Genomic DNA, 16,057 nt, shown 5'->3' on the forward strand with positions numbered 1-16,057 from the left:
CGTACGACCCCGGCTCACCGCGCCGACTCCGCCTTCCCCAGCACCCGCTGGAGCCCGTCGAAGTCCTCCACGCAGCGGCCGGAGCCGAGCGCCACGCAGTCCAGCGGGTCGTCCGCCACGAAGACCGGGATGCCCGTCGCCGACGCCATCCTGAGGTCGAGGCCCGGCAGCAGCGCCCCGCCCCCGGTCAGCACGATGCCGTGCTCCATCACGTCGCCGGACAGCTCCGGCGGGCACTCCTCCAGCGTCACCCGCACCGCGGCGATGACCGCCTCCACCGGCTCGTCCAGCGCCTCCCGGACCTCCGGGACGGTCAGCTCCACCGTCCGGGGCAGCCCGCTGACCTTCTCCCGGCCGCGCACGGTGAAGGTGCGCCGCTCGAACTCCTCGCCGCCCGGCACCGGCCACGCCGAGCCGATCGCCACCTTCACGTCCTCCGCCGTCCGCTCGCCGACCAGCAGCGAGTGGGCCTTGCGGACGTGGTCGGTGATCGCCGCGTCGAACCGGTCCCCGCCGACCCGCAGCGACTGCGCCGTGACGATGCCGCCCAGCGAGATCACCGCCACCTCTGTCGTGCCGCCGCCGATGTCCACCACCATCGAGCCGCGCGGGTCCGAGACCGGCAGACCCGCCCCGATCGCCGCCGCCATCGGCTCCTCGATGAGGTGGACGGCCCGCGCGCCCGCCGAGATCGAGGCGTGCACGATCGCCCGCCGCTCCACCGGAGTGACGCCGCTCGGCACGCACACCACCATCCGGGTACGGGGCCGCCGGCGGCCCGGCACGGCCTTGCGGACGAAGTGCCGGATCATCTCCTCGGCCGCCTCGTAGTCGCTGATCACCCCGTCCCGCAGCGGCCGGATCGCGGTGATCGACCCCGGCGTGCGGCCGATCGTCTCCTTCGCCTCGGCGCCGACGGCGAGCGCGTGCCGGGAGCCCTCCTGGACCGCCACCACGGACGGCTCGTTGAGCACGATGCCCTGCCCGCGCGCGTAGAGGAGGGTGTTGGCCGTGCCGAGATCGATGCCTATGTCCATGATCGCCAAGTTTGCCGGGCGGTCCCGGCGGACGGCGGGCCGAAGGTCCCGAAAGGGGTGGGTCCATGGTCCTGTCGGTGGGTCTCCGTAGACTTGGCTCCGTGAGTGACCCGAGCGACCAGAGCGACCACGCCGACGGCTTCGACGACATCGTCGACGAAGAGACGAACCGCGACCCCGACCTGGCGGTGATCGAGGCCGGCAGCCGCACCCTGCGCGCCCTCGCCGGACCGCCGCAGGGCGACCCCGTGCCGAGCCGCCCCGAGGACCCGGAGCTGGACAAGGCGCTCCGCGAGGTCGAGACCGAGCTCTCGACCCGCTGGGGCGAGACCAAGCTGGAGCCGTCCGTCAAGCGGATCGCGGCGCTCATGGACGTGCTGGGCGAGCCGCAGCGCGCGTACCCCTCGATCCACATCACGGGCACCAACGGCAAGACGTCGACCGCCCGCATGATCGAGTCCCTGCTCAGCGCCTTCGAGCTGCGCACCGGCCGCTACACCTCGCCGCACGTGCAGACCATCACCGAGCGGATCAGCCTGGACGGCGCCCCGATCTCCGCCGAGCGGTTCATCGAGACGTACCAGGACGTGAAGCCGTACGTGGAGCTGGTCGACGCCCGGGAGGAGTACCGCCTCTCGTTCTTCGAGGTCCTCACCGGAATGGCCTACGCGGCCTTCGCGGACGCCCCGGTGGACGTGGCGATCGTCGAGGTCGGCATGGGCGGCACCTGGGACGCGACCAACGTGATCGACGGCTCCGTCGCCGTCGTCACCCCGATCGACCTGGACCACACCGACCGGCTCGGCGAGACCACCGGCGAGATCGCCGGCGAGAAGTCCGGGATCATCAAGCAGGGCGCCACCGTCATCCTGGCCCAGCAGCCGGTGGACGCCGCCCAGGTGCTCCTGAAGAAGGCCGTGGACGTCGACGCGACCGTGGCCCGCGAGGGCATGGAGTTCGGCGTCGTCTCCCGCGAGGTGGCCGTCGGCGGCCAGCTGCTGACCCTGCGCGGCCTCGGCGGCGAGTACGAAGAGGTCTTCCTGCCGCTGTACGGCGCCCACCAGGCGCACAACGCGGCCGTGGCGCTCGCCGCCGTCGAGGCGTTCTTCGGCATCGGCGCGGAGCACGCCCGCACCCTCGACATCGAGACCGTCCGGCGGGCCTTCGCCCAGACCTCGTCGCCCGGCCGCCTCGAAGTCGTCCGCTCCTCCCCGACGGTCGTCCTCGACGCCGCGCACAACCCGCACGGGGCCCGCGCCACCGCCGAGGCCGTCTCGGAGTCCTTCGGCTTCTCCCGGCTCATCGGCGTCGTCTCCACCAGCGGCGACAAGGACGCCCGGGGGCTCCTGGAGGCGTTCGAGCCGATCTTCGCCGAGATCGTCGTCACCCAGAACTCCACCCCCCGCGCCACCGACGTCGACGCGCTCGCCGCGGTCGCCGTCGAGGTCTTCGGCGAGGACCGGGTCGTCGTGGAGCCCCGGCTGCCCGACGCCCTGGAGGCGGCGATCACGCTCGCCGAGGAGGAGGCCGAGTACGGCGGCGCCGGCGTGCTGGTGACCGGTTCGATCTTCACGGTCGGCGACGCCCGGCTGCTGCTCAAGAGGGGCTGACCCGGACATGCGCACGCTCTGCTCCTCCACCCTCATCGGCGAGTTCTTCGTCATCGGCTTCGCCGGTCTCGTCGCCATGAAGGACGACTCCCTCACCACCTCCACCGTGTGGTGGGTGTGCGGCGTCGCGATGGTCCTCTCCGTGCTGCTCTGCGGGATGATCACCCGTCCCGGTGGTGTCCAGCTCGGCTGGGCGCTCCAGATCGGGCTGATCCTCAGCGGCTTCTTCGTCCCCGTCATGTACTTCCTCGGGGCCGTGTTCGCCGTGCTGTGGTGGTGCTCGGTGCACTACGGGCGCAAGGTGGACGAGATCAAGGCCCGCTGGGCCGCCTCGAACGGCGCGGCCCAGGGATCCGCAGGGCCTGACGCTGCGTGACGGTGGGCGGTGCGGGCCCTGTAGATTCAGAGGCCCGCACGTCTTTTCCCGAAGGAGTTCCCCCCGTGAGCCAGCGCACGCTCGTCCTGCTCAAGCCCGACGCGGTCCGCCGCGGCCTCGTCGGCGAGATCATCGGCCGCATCGAGCGCAAGGCCGGCTGGACCCTCGCGGCCCTGGAGCTGCGCGAGCTGGACCAGGAGACGCTGGAGCAGCACTACGGCGAGCACAAGGGCAAGCCCTTCTACGAGCCGCTGATGGGCTTCATGTCCTCCGGTCCGGTCGTCGCGCTCGTCGTCGAGGGCGAGCGGGTCATCGAGGGCGTCCGCCAGCTGGCCGGCCCGACCGACCCGATCGCCGCCGCCCCGGGTTCCATCCGCGGCGACTACGGCACCATCGTCCGCGAGAACCTCATCCACGCCTCGGACTCGGAGGAGTCCGCCACGCGCGAGCTGAAGATCTTCTTCCCCGGCCTCGCGTGACCCCCGGCTGACCCGTCGTCAGCCGAACGGCAGCCGGTTGTGGGGCGACCGAAGGAATTCGGCCGCCCCCAGGCATATGAACGCCAATCCCGGGAACGGATCGCCGCGTCCTACCGTCACCTAGTTACAGAGGTGGACCAGCGCGCGGCATCCGCGTGAGCGGCACTACGATGAAAACTCTTCGCCGCACCACCCTCAGCCATGGGAAACAAGGGGAACTTCATGTCGTTCATCGGCCGTGACATGGCTGTCGACCTCGGGACCGCCAACACGCTGGTGTACGTCAGGGGTCGAGGCATCGTCCTCAACGAGCCGTCCGTCGTCGCGATCAACACCAACACCGGCGGGATCCTCGCGGTGGGTGCCGAGGCGAAGAAGATGATCGGCAGGACCCCCGGCAACATCGTCGCCGTCCGCCCGCTGAAGGACGGCGTCATCGCCGACTTCGAGATCACCGAGCGGATGCTCCGCTACTTCATTCTCAAGATCCACAAGCGGCGCTACCTGGCCCGTCCCCGGGTCGTGGTCTGCGTCCCCTCCGGCATCACCGGCGTGGAGCGCCGCGCCGTCATCGAGGCGTCCACCCAGGCCGGCGCCCGCCAGGTGCACATCATCGAGGAGCCCATGGCCGCCGCCATCGGCTCCGGCCTCCCCGTCCACGAGGCCACCGGCAACATGGTCGTCGACATCGGCGGCGGCACCACCGAGGTCGCGGTGATCTCCCTCGGAGGAATCGTCACGGCACAGTCCATCCGGGTCGCCGGCGACGAGCTGGACAACGCGATCATCCAGCACATCAAGAAGGAGTACTCGCTCCTCCTCGGCGAGCGCACCGCCGAACAGATCAAGATCACCATCGGTTCGGCCTACGACCTGGAGCAGGACGAGCACACCGAGATCCGCGGCCGCGACCTCGTCTCGGGCCTCCCCAAGACCGTCGTCATCTCGGCCGCCGAGGTCCGGAAGGCGATCGAGGAGCCGGTCAACGCCATCGTCGACGCGGTGAAGACCACCCTCGACAAGTGCCCGCCGGAGCTCTCCGGTGACGTGATGGACCGCGGCATCGTTCTCACGGGTGGCGGCGCCCTGCTGCGCGGCCTCGACGAACGGCTGCGCCGCGAGACCGGCATGCCGATCCACATCGCCGAGGACCCGCTCGACTCCGTCGCCCTCGGCTCGGGCAAGTGCGTCGAGGAGTTCGAGGCGCTCCAGCAGGTTCTGGACGCCCAGCCGCGCCGCTGACCCGTCGGCCGGGCGGAAGCCCGTACGGTACGAACATCTGCACAACGAACCACGAGGAAGGGCACGGCCGCCGCACGTGAGGGACACACGAGAGAGCCGGCTGCTCCTGGTGCTGCTGGTCGCCGTCGCGTTCGCGCTGATCACGGTGGACATCCGCGGCGGCCAGGAGTCGCCGGTCGACGGCGCCCGGCAGGCCGCCGCCGCCGTCTTCGGCCCGGTCGAGAACGGCGTCGCGGCGGCCGTCGACCCGATCGGCAACGCCATAGGCGCCGTCCGCGACTCCGGCGAGCGCAACACCCGGATCACCGCCCTGGAGAAGGAGAACGCCGCGCTCAAGGCCGAGCTCGGCAGCGACGACCGTAACCGCAACCGGCTGCGCGAACTCGACTCCCTCCTCAAGACCGCCGGCGCCGGCCAGTACGGCATCAAGGGCGCCCAGGTCATCGCCATAGGGTCGGCCCAGGGCTTCTCCTGGACCGTCACCATCGACGTCGGCGCCCGCGACGGCATCCAGCGCGACATGACCGTCCTCAACGGCGCCGGACTCGTCGGCCGGGTCACCACCGTCGGCCCGTCCACCTCCACGGTGCTGCTCGCCAACGACCCCGACTTCACCGTCGGCACCCGGATGGAGAAGACCGACGAACTCGGCTTCGCCACCGGCCAGGGCGACCGTCCGCTCCTCGTCCAGCTCCTCAACGGCAAGGCCAAGGTGAAGCCGGGCGACCGCCTCGTCACCTTCGGCTCGGCCGGCGACCGGCCCTTCGTGCCCGGGGTGCCCGTCGGCGAGATCATCCGCGTCGACCCGATGGGCGGCGGCCTGACCCGCAACGTCTACGTCCGCCCGTACGTCGGCTTCAGCAAGCTCGACATCGTCGGCGTCGTCGTCCAGGCGCCCCGCTCCGACCCGCGCGACACGGTGCTGCCGCAGAAGCCCAAGCCCGCGCCGACCGTCACCGTCACGGTCACCGCGAAGCCGCCGGCCGACGGCGAGCAGGCCCAGGGGGAGAAGGCCGAACAGCCGCTCCGGAACGAGGCCCGGCAGGACCAGGCCCAGCAGGACCAGGCGCAGAACCAGGACCAGGCCCAGCCGCCCGCGCAGGACCCGGCACAGGATCAGAACCCGGACGACCAGGGGGACGCGACACCGTGAAGTTCAACCGCATCCTCCTCTCCGCGACCCTGATCGTCGTCGCCCTCGTCGTCCAGGTCTCCGTCCTCGCCCGGCTCCAGCTGCCCGGCGCCGTCCCCGACCTCGTCCTCCTCACCGTCGTCGCCCTCGCCCTCGTGCACGGCCCCGTCACCGGCTCGCTCGTCGGCTTCTCCGCCGGCCTCCTCGCCGACCTGGCGCCGCCCGCCGACCACGCCGCCGGCCGCTACGCGCTGGTGCTCTGCGTCGTCGGCTACCTCGTCGGCCTCACCCGCCCCGAGAACGGCCGCTTCACCTCCGCGATCGGCCCCATGGCCGCCGTCGTCGGCGCGGCCGTCGGCTCCACCCTGCTCTACGCGGGCGTGGGCGCACTCGTCGGCGACACCGCCGCCCGCCACGTCGGCCTCGGCTCGCTGCTCTTCACCGCCGTCGTCTACGACCTGCTGCTGGCGCCCTTCACGGTGCCGCTCGTGATGGCCCTGGCCCGGCGGGCCGAGAACGACCCGGTCGCCGACGCCACGGGCGCCGGCGCCGGCGACGTCGCCTCCGGCTGGCTCTCCTCCGGCACCGGCCTGAGGATCGGCACCCAGCGCGGCGGACTGCGCGTCAAGGCCGCCCGTACCCGCGCCACCCGCGCCGGACGGATCAAGGGAGTCAAGCGACTGTGACCGAGGGGGCACCGGAAGCATGAGCAACATCCCCGAGACCGGCAGGACCCCCCGGGTCCAGACCCGGCTCGTCGTCATCCAGGTCCTCGTCTTCTCGCTGCTGCTCACCCTGGGCGGCCGGCTCTGGTACCTCCAGATCCGCAACGGCAAGGAGTACGCCGACGAGGCCAAGAGCAACAACATCCAGCAGGTCGTCACGCCGGCCGTCCGCGGCTCCATCCTCGACGCCCGCGGCGTCCCGCTCGCCGACAACGAGACCCGGCTCGTGGTCTCCGCCTCGCGCACCGAGCTGATGAAGATGAAGGACGACGGCAAGGCCGTCCTCACCCGGCTCGCCGGCGTCCTGAACATGAAGCCCGAGGACGTCGCCAACAAGATCCGGCTCTGCGACTCCAAGACGCCCAAGCCCTGCTGGAACGGCTCGCCCTACCAGCCGATCCCGGTCACCGACGAGGCCACCGTCCAGCAGGCGCTCACCATCCGGGAGAGCACCGAGGACTTCCCCGGCATCACCGCCGAGCTCACCGCCGTCCGCCGCTACCCGGCCCCCGGCAAGGCCCGTACCGCCCAGGTGCTCGGCTACCTCTCGCCGGTCACCGACGAGGAGATCACCAAGGCCAAGGACACCGACTCCCCGTTCCTCCGCTCCGACCAGGTCGGCCGCTCCGGCATCGAGCGCACCTACGACAAGGAGCTGCGCGGCAAGGCCGGCGTGACCCGGTACGAGGTCGACAACCTCGGGCGCGTCATGGGCCAGACCAGGTCCGACCCGGGCGTGGCCGGCTCCACCCTCGTCACCAGCATCGACGCCCGCGTCCAGGCCGTCGCCGAGTACGAGCTCGCGCAGGCGATGAAGACGGTCCGGGGCGAGACCGACAAGATCACCGGCCGCAAGTACGAGGCGGACTCCGGCGCCGTCGTCGTCATGGAGACCAAGACCGGCCGGGTCGTCGCCATGGCCTCCCAGCCCGACTACGACCCCAACGTCTGGATCGGCGGCATCTCCGCCACCGACTACGCCGCCCTCACCAGCAAGAAGTCCAACTACCCGCTGCTCAACCGCGGCATCCAGGGCCAGGCCCCGGCCGGCTCCATCTTCAAGGTGATCTCCGCGAGCGCCGCCGTCCGGGCCGGCTACGACTTCAACGACAGGTACAACTGCAGCGCCTCCTACAGCCTCGGCAGCCGCAGCTTCGCCAACTTCGAGTCCCAGGGGCACGGCCCCATCACCCTCGGCGACGCCCTCAAGTTCTCCTGCAACACCGTCTTCTACGCCCTCGGCCACAAGGAGTGGCAGAAGGACGGCGGCATCACGGCGAACAAGGACGCCAAGGACTGGTTCTACGTGACCGCCCGCGACTTCGGCCTCGGCTCGGAGACCGGCATCGACCTGCCCAACGAGGTCAAGGGCCGCATCCCGGACCGCCAGTGGAAGCAGGCGTTCTGGGAGGCCAACAAGGACGCCTGGTGCAAGCAGGGCAAGAAGGGCGGCAGCTACGTCGAGCAGATCGCGTACGAGAACTGCCTCGAAGGCAACCAGCTGAAGGCGTACGACAGCATCAACTTCGCCATCGGGCAGGGCGACGTCCTCGTCACCCCCATCCAGATGGCCACCATCTACGCGGCCATCAGCAACGGCGGCACCCTCTACGACCCCTCCGTCGGCAAGGCGGTCATCAGCCCCGACGGCAAGCAGGTCCGCGAGATCAAGCCGAAGGCCCACGGCAGGCTGCCGGTCGGCCCGGAGACCATCCGCGACCTCGACAAGGGCCTGCGCTCGGTCGTCGAGCCCGGCGGCACCGCCGCCTGGCGCTTCGGCGGCTGGCCCCAGGACAAGATCCCGATGCGCGCCAAGACCGGCACCGCCCAGGTCTACGGCAAGCAGACCACCTCCTGGCTCGCCACCTACACCGACGACTTCACCATCGTCATGACCATCTCCCAGGGCGGCACCGGCTCCGGCGCCTCCGGTCCCGCCGTCCGCAACATCTACGACGCCCTCTACGGCCTCGACGACGCGGGCAACCAGGACCTCAAGCGCGCCCTGCTGCCCAAGCCGCAGAAGACGCTGCCGAAGGTCAACGCCGACGGCACCATCGACGCGCCGGCGATCAAGGCGTACGACCCGAAGTCCCAGCTGGTCGACCCGGCCGGACCGGACGGCGCCGCGCCGCCGCTCGCGGGCCCGCCTCCCCACAGGAGGGACTGACCCGATGACGACACGGACCACCTTCTCGGTCTCCCGGTACGCCCCCGAGCGCGGCGCCGTCGCCCGGCTGACCGCCCGCGACTCGGTGCTGCGCCGGCTCGACTGGCCGATCCTGCTGTCGGCGCTGGCGCTCTCCCTGATCGGCTCGCTGCTGGTCTGGTCGGCGACCCGGGGCCGTACCGAGCTGAACAACGGCGACCCGTACTACTTCCTCTTCCGGCACCTGCTCAACACCGGCATCGGCGTGGCGCTGATGATCGGCACGGTCTGGCTCGGCCACCGCACCCTGCGCGGGGCGGTCCCGGTCCTCTACGGCCTGTCGATCGTGCTGATCCTCGCCGTCCTCACCCCGCTCGGCGCCACCATCAACGGCGCCCACGCGTGGATCGTGATCGGCGGCGGCTTCTCGCTCCAGCCCAGCGAGTTCGTGAAGATCACCATCATCCTGGTGATGGCGATGCTGCTGGCCTCGAAGGTGGACGCCGGCGACCAGCTCCACCCGGACCACGGCACCGTCGCCAAGGCCCTGGTGCTCGCCGCCCTCCCCATGGGCATCGTCATGCTCATGCCCGACCTGGGCTCGGTCATGGTGATGATCGTGATCGTGCTCGGCGTCCTGCTCGCCTCCGGCGCCTCCAACCGCTGGGTCCTCGGCCTCATCGGCTCGGGCATCGCCGGCGCGGTCCTCGTCACCACCCTCGGCATGCTCGACGAGTACCAGATCAACCGCTTCGCCGCCTTCGCCAACCCCGACCTCGACCCCTCCGGCGTCGGCTACAACACCAACCAGGCCCGCATCGCCATCGGCTCCGGCGGCCTCTACGGCGCCGGCCTCTTCAACGGCCACCAGACCAGCGGCCAGTTCGTCCCCGAACAGCAGACCGACTTCGTCTTCACCGTCGCCGGCGAGGAGCTGGGCTTCGTCGGCTCCGGCTTCATCCTGCTGCTGCTCGGCATCGTCCTCTGGCGGGCCTGCCGGATCGCCCGCGAGACCACGGAGCTGTACGGGACCGTCGTCGCCGCCGGCATCATCGCCTGGTTCGCCTTCCAGTCCTTCGAGAACATCGGCATGAACCTCGGCATCATGCCCGTCGCCGGCCTCCCGCTGCCCTTCGTCTCCTACGGCGGCTCCTCCATGTTCGCCGTCTGGGTCGCCATCGGACTCCTCCAGTCGATCCGGGTGCAACGACCGATGACCGCCTGACGCATCGGAGGCATGCCGGACCGCCCCGGCGGTTAGATTCGACATATGGCCGAGACCAAGCGCGAGATCGAGCGGAAGTACGAAGCCACCGCGGAGACCCGGCTGCCGGACCTCACCCGCGCGGCCGGGGTCGCCGCGGTGACCACCGAGGGCGTCACCGAACTCGACGCCGTCTACTACGACACGGCCGACCTGCGACTCGCCGCCGACTCCCTCACCCTCCGGCGCCGCACCGGCGGCAGGGACGCCGGCTGGCACCTCAAGTTCCCCGTCGCCGTCGGCGTCCGCGACGAGATCAGGGCCCCGCTCACCGACACGCTCCCGCCCTCCCTGGCGGCGCTCCTGCGCTCCCGCGTCCGTCACGCCGGAGTCGTCCCCGTCGTCCGCCTCCGCTCCTCACGCGACGTCCGCCACCTCAGGGACGAGGACGGCACGATCCTCGCCGAGCTCTCCGTCGACACCGTCCACGCCGACCGCCTCCTCGCCGGCGACAGCTCGGCCGCCTGGACCGAGATCGAGGTCGAGCTCGCGGACGACGCCGACCCGGCGGTCCTCGACGCCGTCGAGAAACGCCTCAGGAAAGCCGGCATCCACCCCTCCGACGCCCCCTCCAAGCTGTCCCGCGCCCTCGACGAGACCGGCCTGGCACCCGAGCGGCCGGCGGAGGCGGACGCCGACGGCACGGCGGGCGCCGCCGTCCTCGCGTACGTCCGCGAACAGGCCGAGGCCCTCGTCCGCCTCGACCCCGCCGTCCGCCGCGACCTGCCCGACGCCGTCCACCAGCTCCGGGTCGCCTGCCGACGGCTCCGCAGCGCCTTCAAGACCTACCGCAAGGTCCTCGACCGGGACGTCACCGACCCGATCGGCGCCGAGCTGAAATGGCTCGCCGGCGAGCTCGGCCACGCCCGCGACCAGGAGGTCCTCGCCGCCCGCCTCGCCGAGGCCCTCGACGGACTCGACCGCGAACAGCTCCACGGCCCGGTCCGCGGCCGGCTGCGCGCCTGGGACCGGACCCGCTCCGCCGGCTCCCGCCGACGCGCCCTCGACGCCCTCGACTCGCCCCGCCACCTGGCCCTCCTCGACGCCCTCGACCGCCTCCTCGCCGACCCGCCGCTGAAGCCGGGCGCCCGGAAGAAGGCCGTCAAGGCGCTGCCGAAGGCGATCCGGCGCGACTACCGGCGGCTCGCCGACCGGATCGGCCCCGCCCTCGACCTCGACCCCGGCCACGACCGCGACCTCGCCCTCCACGAGGCCCGCAAGGCCGCCAAGCGGGCCCGGTACGCCGCCGACGCCGCCGTACCGACCCTCGGCAAGCCCGCGAAACGGTTCTCCAAGAGGGTGAAGAAGGTCCAGAGCCTCCTCGGCGACCACCAGGACGCCGTCGTCGCCCGGACCGCCCTGCGCGACCTCGCCACCGAGGCGGAGGAGGCCGCCGAACCCTCCTTCACCTGGGGCGTCCTCCACGCGAGGCAGGAAGAGGCCGCGGCGGCCCAGGAGCGGGAGCTGCCGGGCGTCTGGGAGCGGGCCTCGGCCCCGGATCTCCGCGCGGCGCTGAGCCGCTGAGCACCGGGGTACGCTTGAGAGTCGCCCCCCTGCCAGCTCACGAAGGTTCGAGATGTCTGCTGCCGAGTCTGTCTTCCCGCAGCTCGAAGCTCTGCTCCCGCACGTGCAGAAGCCGATCCAGTACGTCGGTGGAGAGCTGAACTCCACGGTCAAGCCGTGGGAGAGCGCCGACGTCCGCTGGGCTCTGATGTACCCGGACGCGTACGAGGTCGGTCTGCCCAACCAGGGCGTCATGATCCTCTACGAGGTACTGAACGAGCGCGAGGGCGTCCTCGCCGAGCGCACCTACAGCGTGTGGCCGGACCTCGAGGAGCTGATGCGCGAGCACAAGGTGCCGCAGTTCACGGTCGACAGCCACCGCCCGGTCGGTGCCTTCGACGTGTTCGGCCTGTCCTTCTCCACCGAGCTGGGCTACACCAACATGCTCACCGCCCTCGACCTGGCGGGCATCCCGCTGGAGTCGAAGGACCGCACCGTCGACCACCCCATCGTGCTCGCCGGCGGCCACGCTGCCTTCAACCCCGAGCCGATCGCGGACTTCATCGACGCGGCGATCATCGGCGACGGCGAGCAGGCCGTCCTGGACATGACCGAGATCATCCGCCGGTGGAAGGCCGAGGGGCGTCCGGGCGGCCGCGAGGAGGTCCTCCTCCGCCTCGCCAAGACCGGCTCGGTCTACATCCCGGCGTTCTACGACGTCGAGTACCTGCCGGACGGCCGCATCGGCCGCGTCGTCCCCAACCGCTCGGGCGTGCCGTGGCGCGTGTCCAAGCACACCGTCATGGACCTCGACGAGTGGCCGTACCCCAAGCAGCCCCTCGTCCCGCTCGCGGAGACCGTCCACGAGCGCATGTCCGTCGAGATCTTCCGCGGCTGCACCCGCGGCTGCCGCTTCTGCCAGGCCGGCATGATCACGCGCCCCGTGCGGGAGCGAAGCATCACCGGCATCGGCGAGATGGTGGACCGCGGTCTGAAGGCGACGGGCTTCGAGGAGGTCGGCCTCCTCTCGCTCTCCTCCGCGGACCACTCGGAGATCGGCGACATCGCCAAGGGCCTCGCCGACCGCTACACCGAGGACAAGGTGGGTCTGTCCCTCCCCTCGACCCGCGTGGACGCCTTCAACGTCGACCTCGCCAACGAGCTGACCCGCAACGGGCGCCGCTCGGGCCTCACCTTCGCCCCCGAGGGCGGCTCCGAGCGCATGCGCAAGGTCATCAACAAGATGGTCTCGGAAGAGGACCTCATCCGTACCGTCTCGACGGCCTACGGCAACGGCTGGCGCCAGGTGAAGCTGTACTTCATGTGCGGCCTGCCGACGGAGACCGACGAGGACGTCCTCCAGATCGCCGACATGGCGATGAACGTGATCGCCGAGGGCCGCAAGGTCTCCGGCCAGAACGACATCCGCTGCACCGTCTCCATCGGCGGCTTCGTGCCCAAGCCGCACACCCCCTTCCAGTGGGCGCCGCAGCTGTCGGCCGAGGAGACGGACGCGCGCCTGCTGAAGCTCCGCGACAAGATCCGCGGCGACAAGAAGTACGGCCGCTCGATCGGCTTCCGCTACCACGACGGCAAGCCCGGCATCGTCGAGGGCCTGCTCTCCCGCGGCGACCGCCGCATCGGCGCGGTCATCCGCGCGGTCTACGAGGACGGCGGCCGCTTCGACGGCTGGCGCGAGCACTTCTCGTACGACCGCTGGATGGAGTGCGCGGAGAAGACCCTCCCCGAGTACGGCGTGGACGTCGCCTGGTACACCACCCGCGAGCGCTCCTACGAGGAGGTCCTGCCCTGGGACCACCTGGACTCCGGCCTCGACAAGGACTGGCTCTGGGAGGACTGGCAGGACGCCCTCGACGAGACCGAGGTCGAGGACTGCCGCTGGACCCCGTGCTTCGACTGCGGCGTCTGCCCGCAGATGGACACCCACATCCAGATCGGCCCCACCGGGAAGAAGCTGCTCCCGCTGACCGTGGTCAAGTAGTCCCGTACGCGAAAGGGGCGCCCGGACGGATCTCCGTCCGGGCGCCCCTTTCGCGTGTGGGTCAGCTGGTGACGGTTTCCTGGCGGGTGGTGGCGGCTTCGGCGGCCTGCGGGGTCGGGGCCGGGGTGCGGTCGGCCACCGGGGTCACGGGCGGGGTGGGGGTCTGCTCGTTCAGGAAGACCGCGCGGACCACGCGCTCGGCGGCGTGGCCGTCGTCCCACATGCAGAAGCGCTCGCGGAAGGCGCGGCGGAGGGCGGCGGCGGGCTCGTCGGCCCAGGCGCCGCTGCGGAACGCCTCGATCAGCTCGTCCTCGGTGGTGGCGATCACACCGGGGGTGTCGCCGGGTTCGCCGGAGAGCAGGTCGAAGGTCACACCGCGGCAGGTGCGGTACATCTCCCAGTCGTCGGCGTAGGTGACGATCGGCCGGTCGAGGTTGGCGTAGTCGAACATGATCGACGAGTAGTCCGTGATCAGGGCGTCCGACGCCAGGCACAGCTCCTCCACCGAGGGGTGGCGGGAGACGTCCACGAGGGCGCCGCGCTCGGCGAGCGCGTTCAGCTCGCGGTCGGCGCCGTAGAAGTAGTGGGCGCGGACCAGGAGGACGTAGTCGGGGCCGAGCTCGCGGGCGAAGCGGGCCAGGTCCAGGCGGGAGACGAAGGCGTCCTTCTGGTGGTCGCGGACGGTCGGCGCGTACAGGATCGCCTTCTTGCCGGGGGCGATGCCGAGCGCGCCGCGGATCCGGCGGACGTCCTCGGCCGTGGCCCGGTAGTAGACGTCGTTGCGCGGGTAGCCGGTGTTGAGGGTGCGGAAGGGGGCCGGGTAGACCCGCTCCCACTGCTCGGTGGAGTGCTGGTTGGAGGAGACGCTCCAGTCCCAGCGGTCGACCCGCTCCATGAGCTTGTCGAAGTCCATGCTCTTGGCGACGGCCGGGTAGTACTGCTGGTCCAGGCCCATCCGCTTCAGCGGGGTGCCGTGGTGGGTCTGGAGGTGGACCTGGCCGGGGCGCTTCACCACGGAGTCCGGGAAGTTCACGTTGTTGACCAGGTACTTCGCCCGGGCCATGGCCTTCCAGTAGCCGAAGGTGGCGGGGGCGACCCGGCTGATCCCGGCGGGCAGCTTGCCGGCGTGCGCCTGGTTGACCACCCAGACGCCGCGCAGGTTCGGCGCCAGCTTCTTGGCGGCGTCGTGGACGGCGAGCGGGTTGCAGCCCGGGGTGCGGCCCCAGTAGGCGGAGTAGACGGCGAGGTTGTCGTCGAGGGGGAGTCGGCGCTGTACCGCGTAGTACGTCTTCAGGGCCTTGCGGCCGCCCCACCGCTTCGACCGGCCCAGCGCGCGGAAGGCGGTCTCGCGGGTGCCGTTGGCCGCCTTGAGCGACTCGAAGGCGGCGTACGAGCCGGTCCGCAGCACCTTGAACTTGAGGCCGGCGATGCCGGGCGGCGGGGTGAAGCCCTTGGGCTCGTTCCTGCGGTACGCCTTGCCGGCCTGCTGGACGTAGGCGCGGCGGTGGCTGCGCGGTATGCGGAAGCCGCGGGCGAGGGTGTAGAGGAAGTGGCTGACCATCCGCTCGAAGACGATCGTGCGGTAGGCGTCGAGGCCGGGCCGGCCCTCGAGGTAGTCGAAGACCCGCTGGTACTGCTCGAAGATCACGAAGTGCTTGCGCGGGGAGCTGCTCCGCATGGAGCTGCCCTGGCGGCGCTGGCGGTACTCGACGACGACGTACTCCAGGCCGGCGACCCGCTGGGCGGCGGCCATGGTCGTGTAGACCATCAGCGCGTCCTCGTAGAGGCCGTCGGTGAACTGGAAGCCCTGGCCGTCGAAGCCGCCGGTGGTGAAGAAGTCGCGGCGGTAGACGCGGTTCCAGACGACGGCGAAGATCCGCAGCAGTTCCAGGTGGTCGGCGGGGCGGACCACCTGGTCGCCGATGGAGGCGATGTGCTTGCCGGACTTGCTGGCCTCGACGGTGCCGTCCACGTGGGTGCGGACGTAGTCGAAGAGGAGGATCTCCGGGTCGGCGGTCTCGGCGAGCCGCTCGGCTATGGCCTGGAGCGAGCCGGGGCGTATGGAGTCGTCGCCGTCGAGGAAGAGCAGGTAGTCGCCGCGGGCGTGGGCTATGCCGGTGTTGCGGGCGGCGCCGATGCCGCCGTTCTGCTCGCGGTGCACGGCGCGGACCCGCGGGTCGCGGGCGGCGAACTCGTCGATGATGGCGCCGCTGCTGTCCTGGGAGCAGTCGTCGACGGCGATGATCTCGAAGTCCGGGTAGCTCTGCGCGGTGATCGATTCGAGGCATTCGCGTATGTAGCCCTCGACCCCGTAGACAGGGATGATCACGCTGAAACGGGGGGTAGCTGCAGACGGCATGCCGTGTGTCTCTCCTCTGTCGGACCGCTCAAGCGCAGTATGACAGGAGTACTCGAACGTCTCTCCGGGCGCGGGCGGCCCTCCGGGCCCCGGGGGCGGGGTGAACGGCGTGTTCCCGGCGGGTGAGGCGGCGGCCAACTGGGTTCGAACGGCCGAGGAGCCCATCGTCTATTCTGAAG

The 16,057-nt window shown here is 71.0% G+C and carries 12 protein-coding genes; 10 read left to right on the forward strand and 2 right to left on the reverse strand.

What is annotated here, in order from left to right; all coding sequences use genetic code 11:
* Window positions 1–14 precede the first annotated feature (14 nt).
* Window positions 15–1,037: a rod shape-determining protein gene (locus tag IF73_RS0125240; RefSeq protein ID WP_199806713.1), complete on the reverse strand. Its 1,023-nt coding sequence runs from the start codon at window positions 1,035–1,037 to the stop codon at window positions 15–17.
* 65 nt (window positions 1,038–1,102) lie between these two features.
* Here IF73_RS0125240 and folC point away from each other — a divergent pair, with 65 nt between their 5' ends.
* From folC to IF73_RS0125290, 10 genes are all read left to right on the forward strand, one after another.
* Window positions 1,103–2,647: a bifunctional tetrahydrofolate synthase/dihydrofolate synthase gene (gene folC / locus IF73_RS0125245; RefSeq protein ID WP_234338335.1), complete on the forward strand. Its 1,545-nt coding sequence runs from the start codon at window positions 1,103–1,105 to the stop codon at window positions 2,645–2,647.
* A 7-nt stretch (window positions 2,648–2,654) separates the two neighbouring features.
* Entirely contained in the window at window positions 2,655–3,023 is a 369-nt protein-coding gene (locus tag IF73_RS0125250) for a DUF4233 domain-containing protein (RefSeq protein WP_031011939.1), read from the forward strand.
* Window positions 3,024–3,088: 65 nt separating this feature from the next.
* Complete coding sequence (gene ndk, locus IF73_RS0125255) at window positions 3,089–3,502, forward strand: nucleoside-diphosphate kinase (RefSeq protein WP_031011940.1); 414 nt, start codon at window positions 3,089–3,091, stop codon at window positions 3,500–3,502.
* Window positions 3,503–3,724: 222 nt separating this feature from the next.
* Window positions 3,725–4,744, forward strand: a complete 1,020-nt coding sequence (locus tag IF73_RS0125260; RefSeq protein WP_019886273.1) for a rod shape-determining protein — start codon at window positions 3,725–3,727, stop codon at window positions 4,742–4,744.
* 76 nt (window positions 4,745–4,820) lie between these two features.
* A complete protein-coding gene (gene mreC / locus IF73_RS0125265) occupies window positions 4,821–5,897 on the forward strand; it encodes a rod shape-determining protein MreC (protein WP_031011945.1) in 1,077 nt (358 codons plus the stop codon).
* Entirely contained in the window at window positions 5,894–6,562 is a 669-nt protein-coding gene (gene mreD / locus IF73_RS0125270) for a rod shape-determining protein MreD (protein ID WP_031011947.1), read from the forward strand. The genes mreC and mreD overlap by 4 nt, the downstream gene beginning before the upstream one ends.
* A 19-nt stretch (window positions 6,563–6,581) precedes the next feature.
* Window positions 6,582–8,771 (forward strand): penicillin-binding protein 2, encoded by a 2,190-nt coding sequence (gene mrdA, locus IF73_RS0125275; RefSeq protein ID WP_031011949.1) that lies wholly within the window; start codon window positions 6,582–6,584, stop codon window positions 8,769–8,771.
* Between the two features lie 4 nt (window positions 8,772–8,775).
* The gene (rodA, locus tag IF73_RS0125280; protein WP_031011951.1) at window positions 8,776–9,975 is read left to right on the forward strand and encodes a rod shape-determining protein RodA; all 1,200 of its coding nucleotides are present in this window, start codon (window positions 8,776–8,778) and stop codon (window positions 9,973–9,975) included.
* A gap of 45 nt (window positions 9,976–10,020) precedes the next feature.
* Window positions 10,021–11,538 (forward strand): CYTH and CHAD domain-containing protein, encoded by a 1,518-nt coding sequence (locus IF73_RS0125285; RefSeq protein WP_031011953.1) that lies wholly within the window; start codon window positions 10,021–10,023, stop codon window positions 11,536–11,538.
* 52 nt (window positions 11,539–11,590) lie between these two features.
* Entirely contained in the window at window positions 11,591–13,519 is a 1,929-nt protein-coding gene (locus tag IF73_RS0125290) for a TIGR03960 family B12-binding radical SAM protein (RefSeq protein ID WP_031011955.1), read from the forward strand.
* Between the two features lie 61 nt (window positions 13,520–13,580).
* Here IF73_RS0125290 and IF73_RS0125295 read toward each other — a convergent pair whose 3' ends face one another.
* Window positions 13,581–15,878 carry a bifunctional glycosyltransferase/CDP-glycerol:glycerophosphate glycerophosphotransferase gene (locus tag IF73_RS0125295; RefSeq protein ID WP_031011957.1) on the reverse strand — a complete coding sequence of 766 codons (2,298 nt, stop codon included), beginning with the start codon at window positions 15,876–15,878 and terminating at the stop codon, window positions 13,581–13,583.
* Window positions 15,879–16,057: the final 179 nt, after the last annotated feature.

Source organism: Streptomyces sp. NRRL F-5727 (assembly GCF_000719555.1).
Lineage (GTDB): Bacteria > Actinomycetota > Actinomycetes > Streptomycetales > Streptomycetaceae > Streptomyces.

Excerpts from the sequence above, each read along its gene's own strand:
- IF73_RS0125240 (WP_199806713.1), bottom strand. The coding sequence starts at position 1,037 with ATGGACATAGGCATCGATCTCGGCACGGCCAACACCCTCCTCTACGCG.
- folC (WP_234338335.1), top strand. The coding sequence starts at position 1,103 with ATGGTCCTGTCGGTGGGTCTCCGTAGACTTGGCTCCGTGAGTGACCCG.
- IF73_RS0125250 (WP_031011939.1), top strand. The coding sequence starts at position 2,655 with ATGCGCACGCTCTGCTCCTCCACCCTCATCGGCGAGTTCTTCGTCATC.
- IF73_RS0125260 (WP_019886273.1), top strand. The coding sequence starts at position 3,725 with ATGTCGTTCATCGGCCGTGACATGGCTGTCGACCTCGGGACCGCCAAC.
- mrdA (WP_031011949.1), top strand. The coding sequence starts at position 6,582 with ATGAGCAACATCCCCGAGACCGGCAGGACCCCCCGGGTCCAGACCCGG.
- rodA (WP_031011951.1), top strand. The coding sequence starts at position 8,776 with ATGACGACACGGACCACCTTCTCGGTCTCCCGGTACGCCCCCGAGCGC.
- IF73_RS0125285 (WP_031011953.1), top strand. The coding sequence starts at position 10,021 with ATGGCCGAGACCAAGCGCGAGATCGAGCGGAAGTACGAAGCCACCGCG.
- IF73_RS0125290 (WP_031011955.1), top strand. The coding sequence starts at position 11,591 with ATGTCTGCTGCCGAGTCTGTCTTCCCGCAGCTCGAAGCTCTGCTCCCG.
- IF73_RS0125295 (WP_031011957.1), bottom strand. The coding sequence starts at position 15,878 with ATGCCGTCTGCAGCTACCCCCCGTTTCAGCGTGATCATCCCTGTCTAC.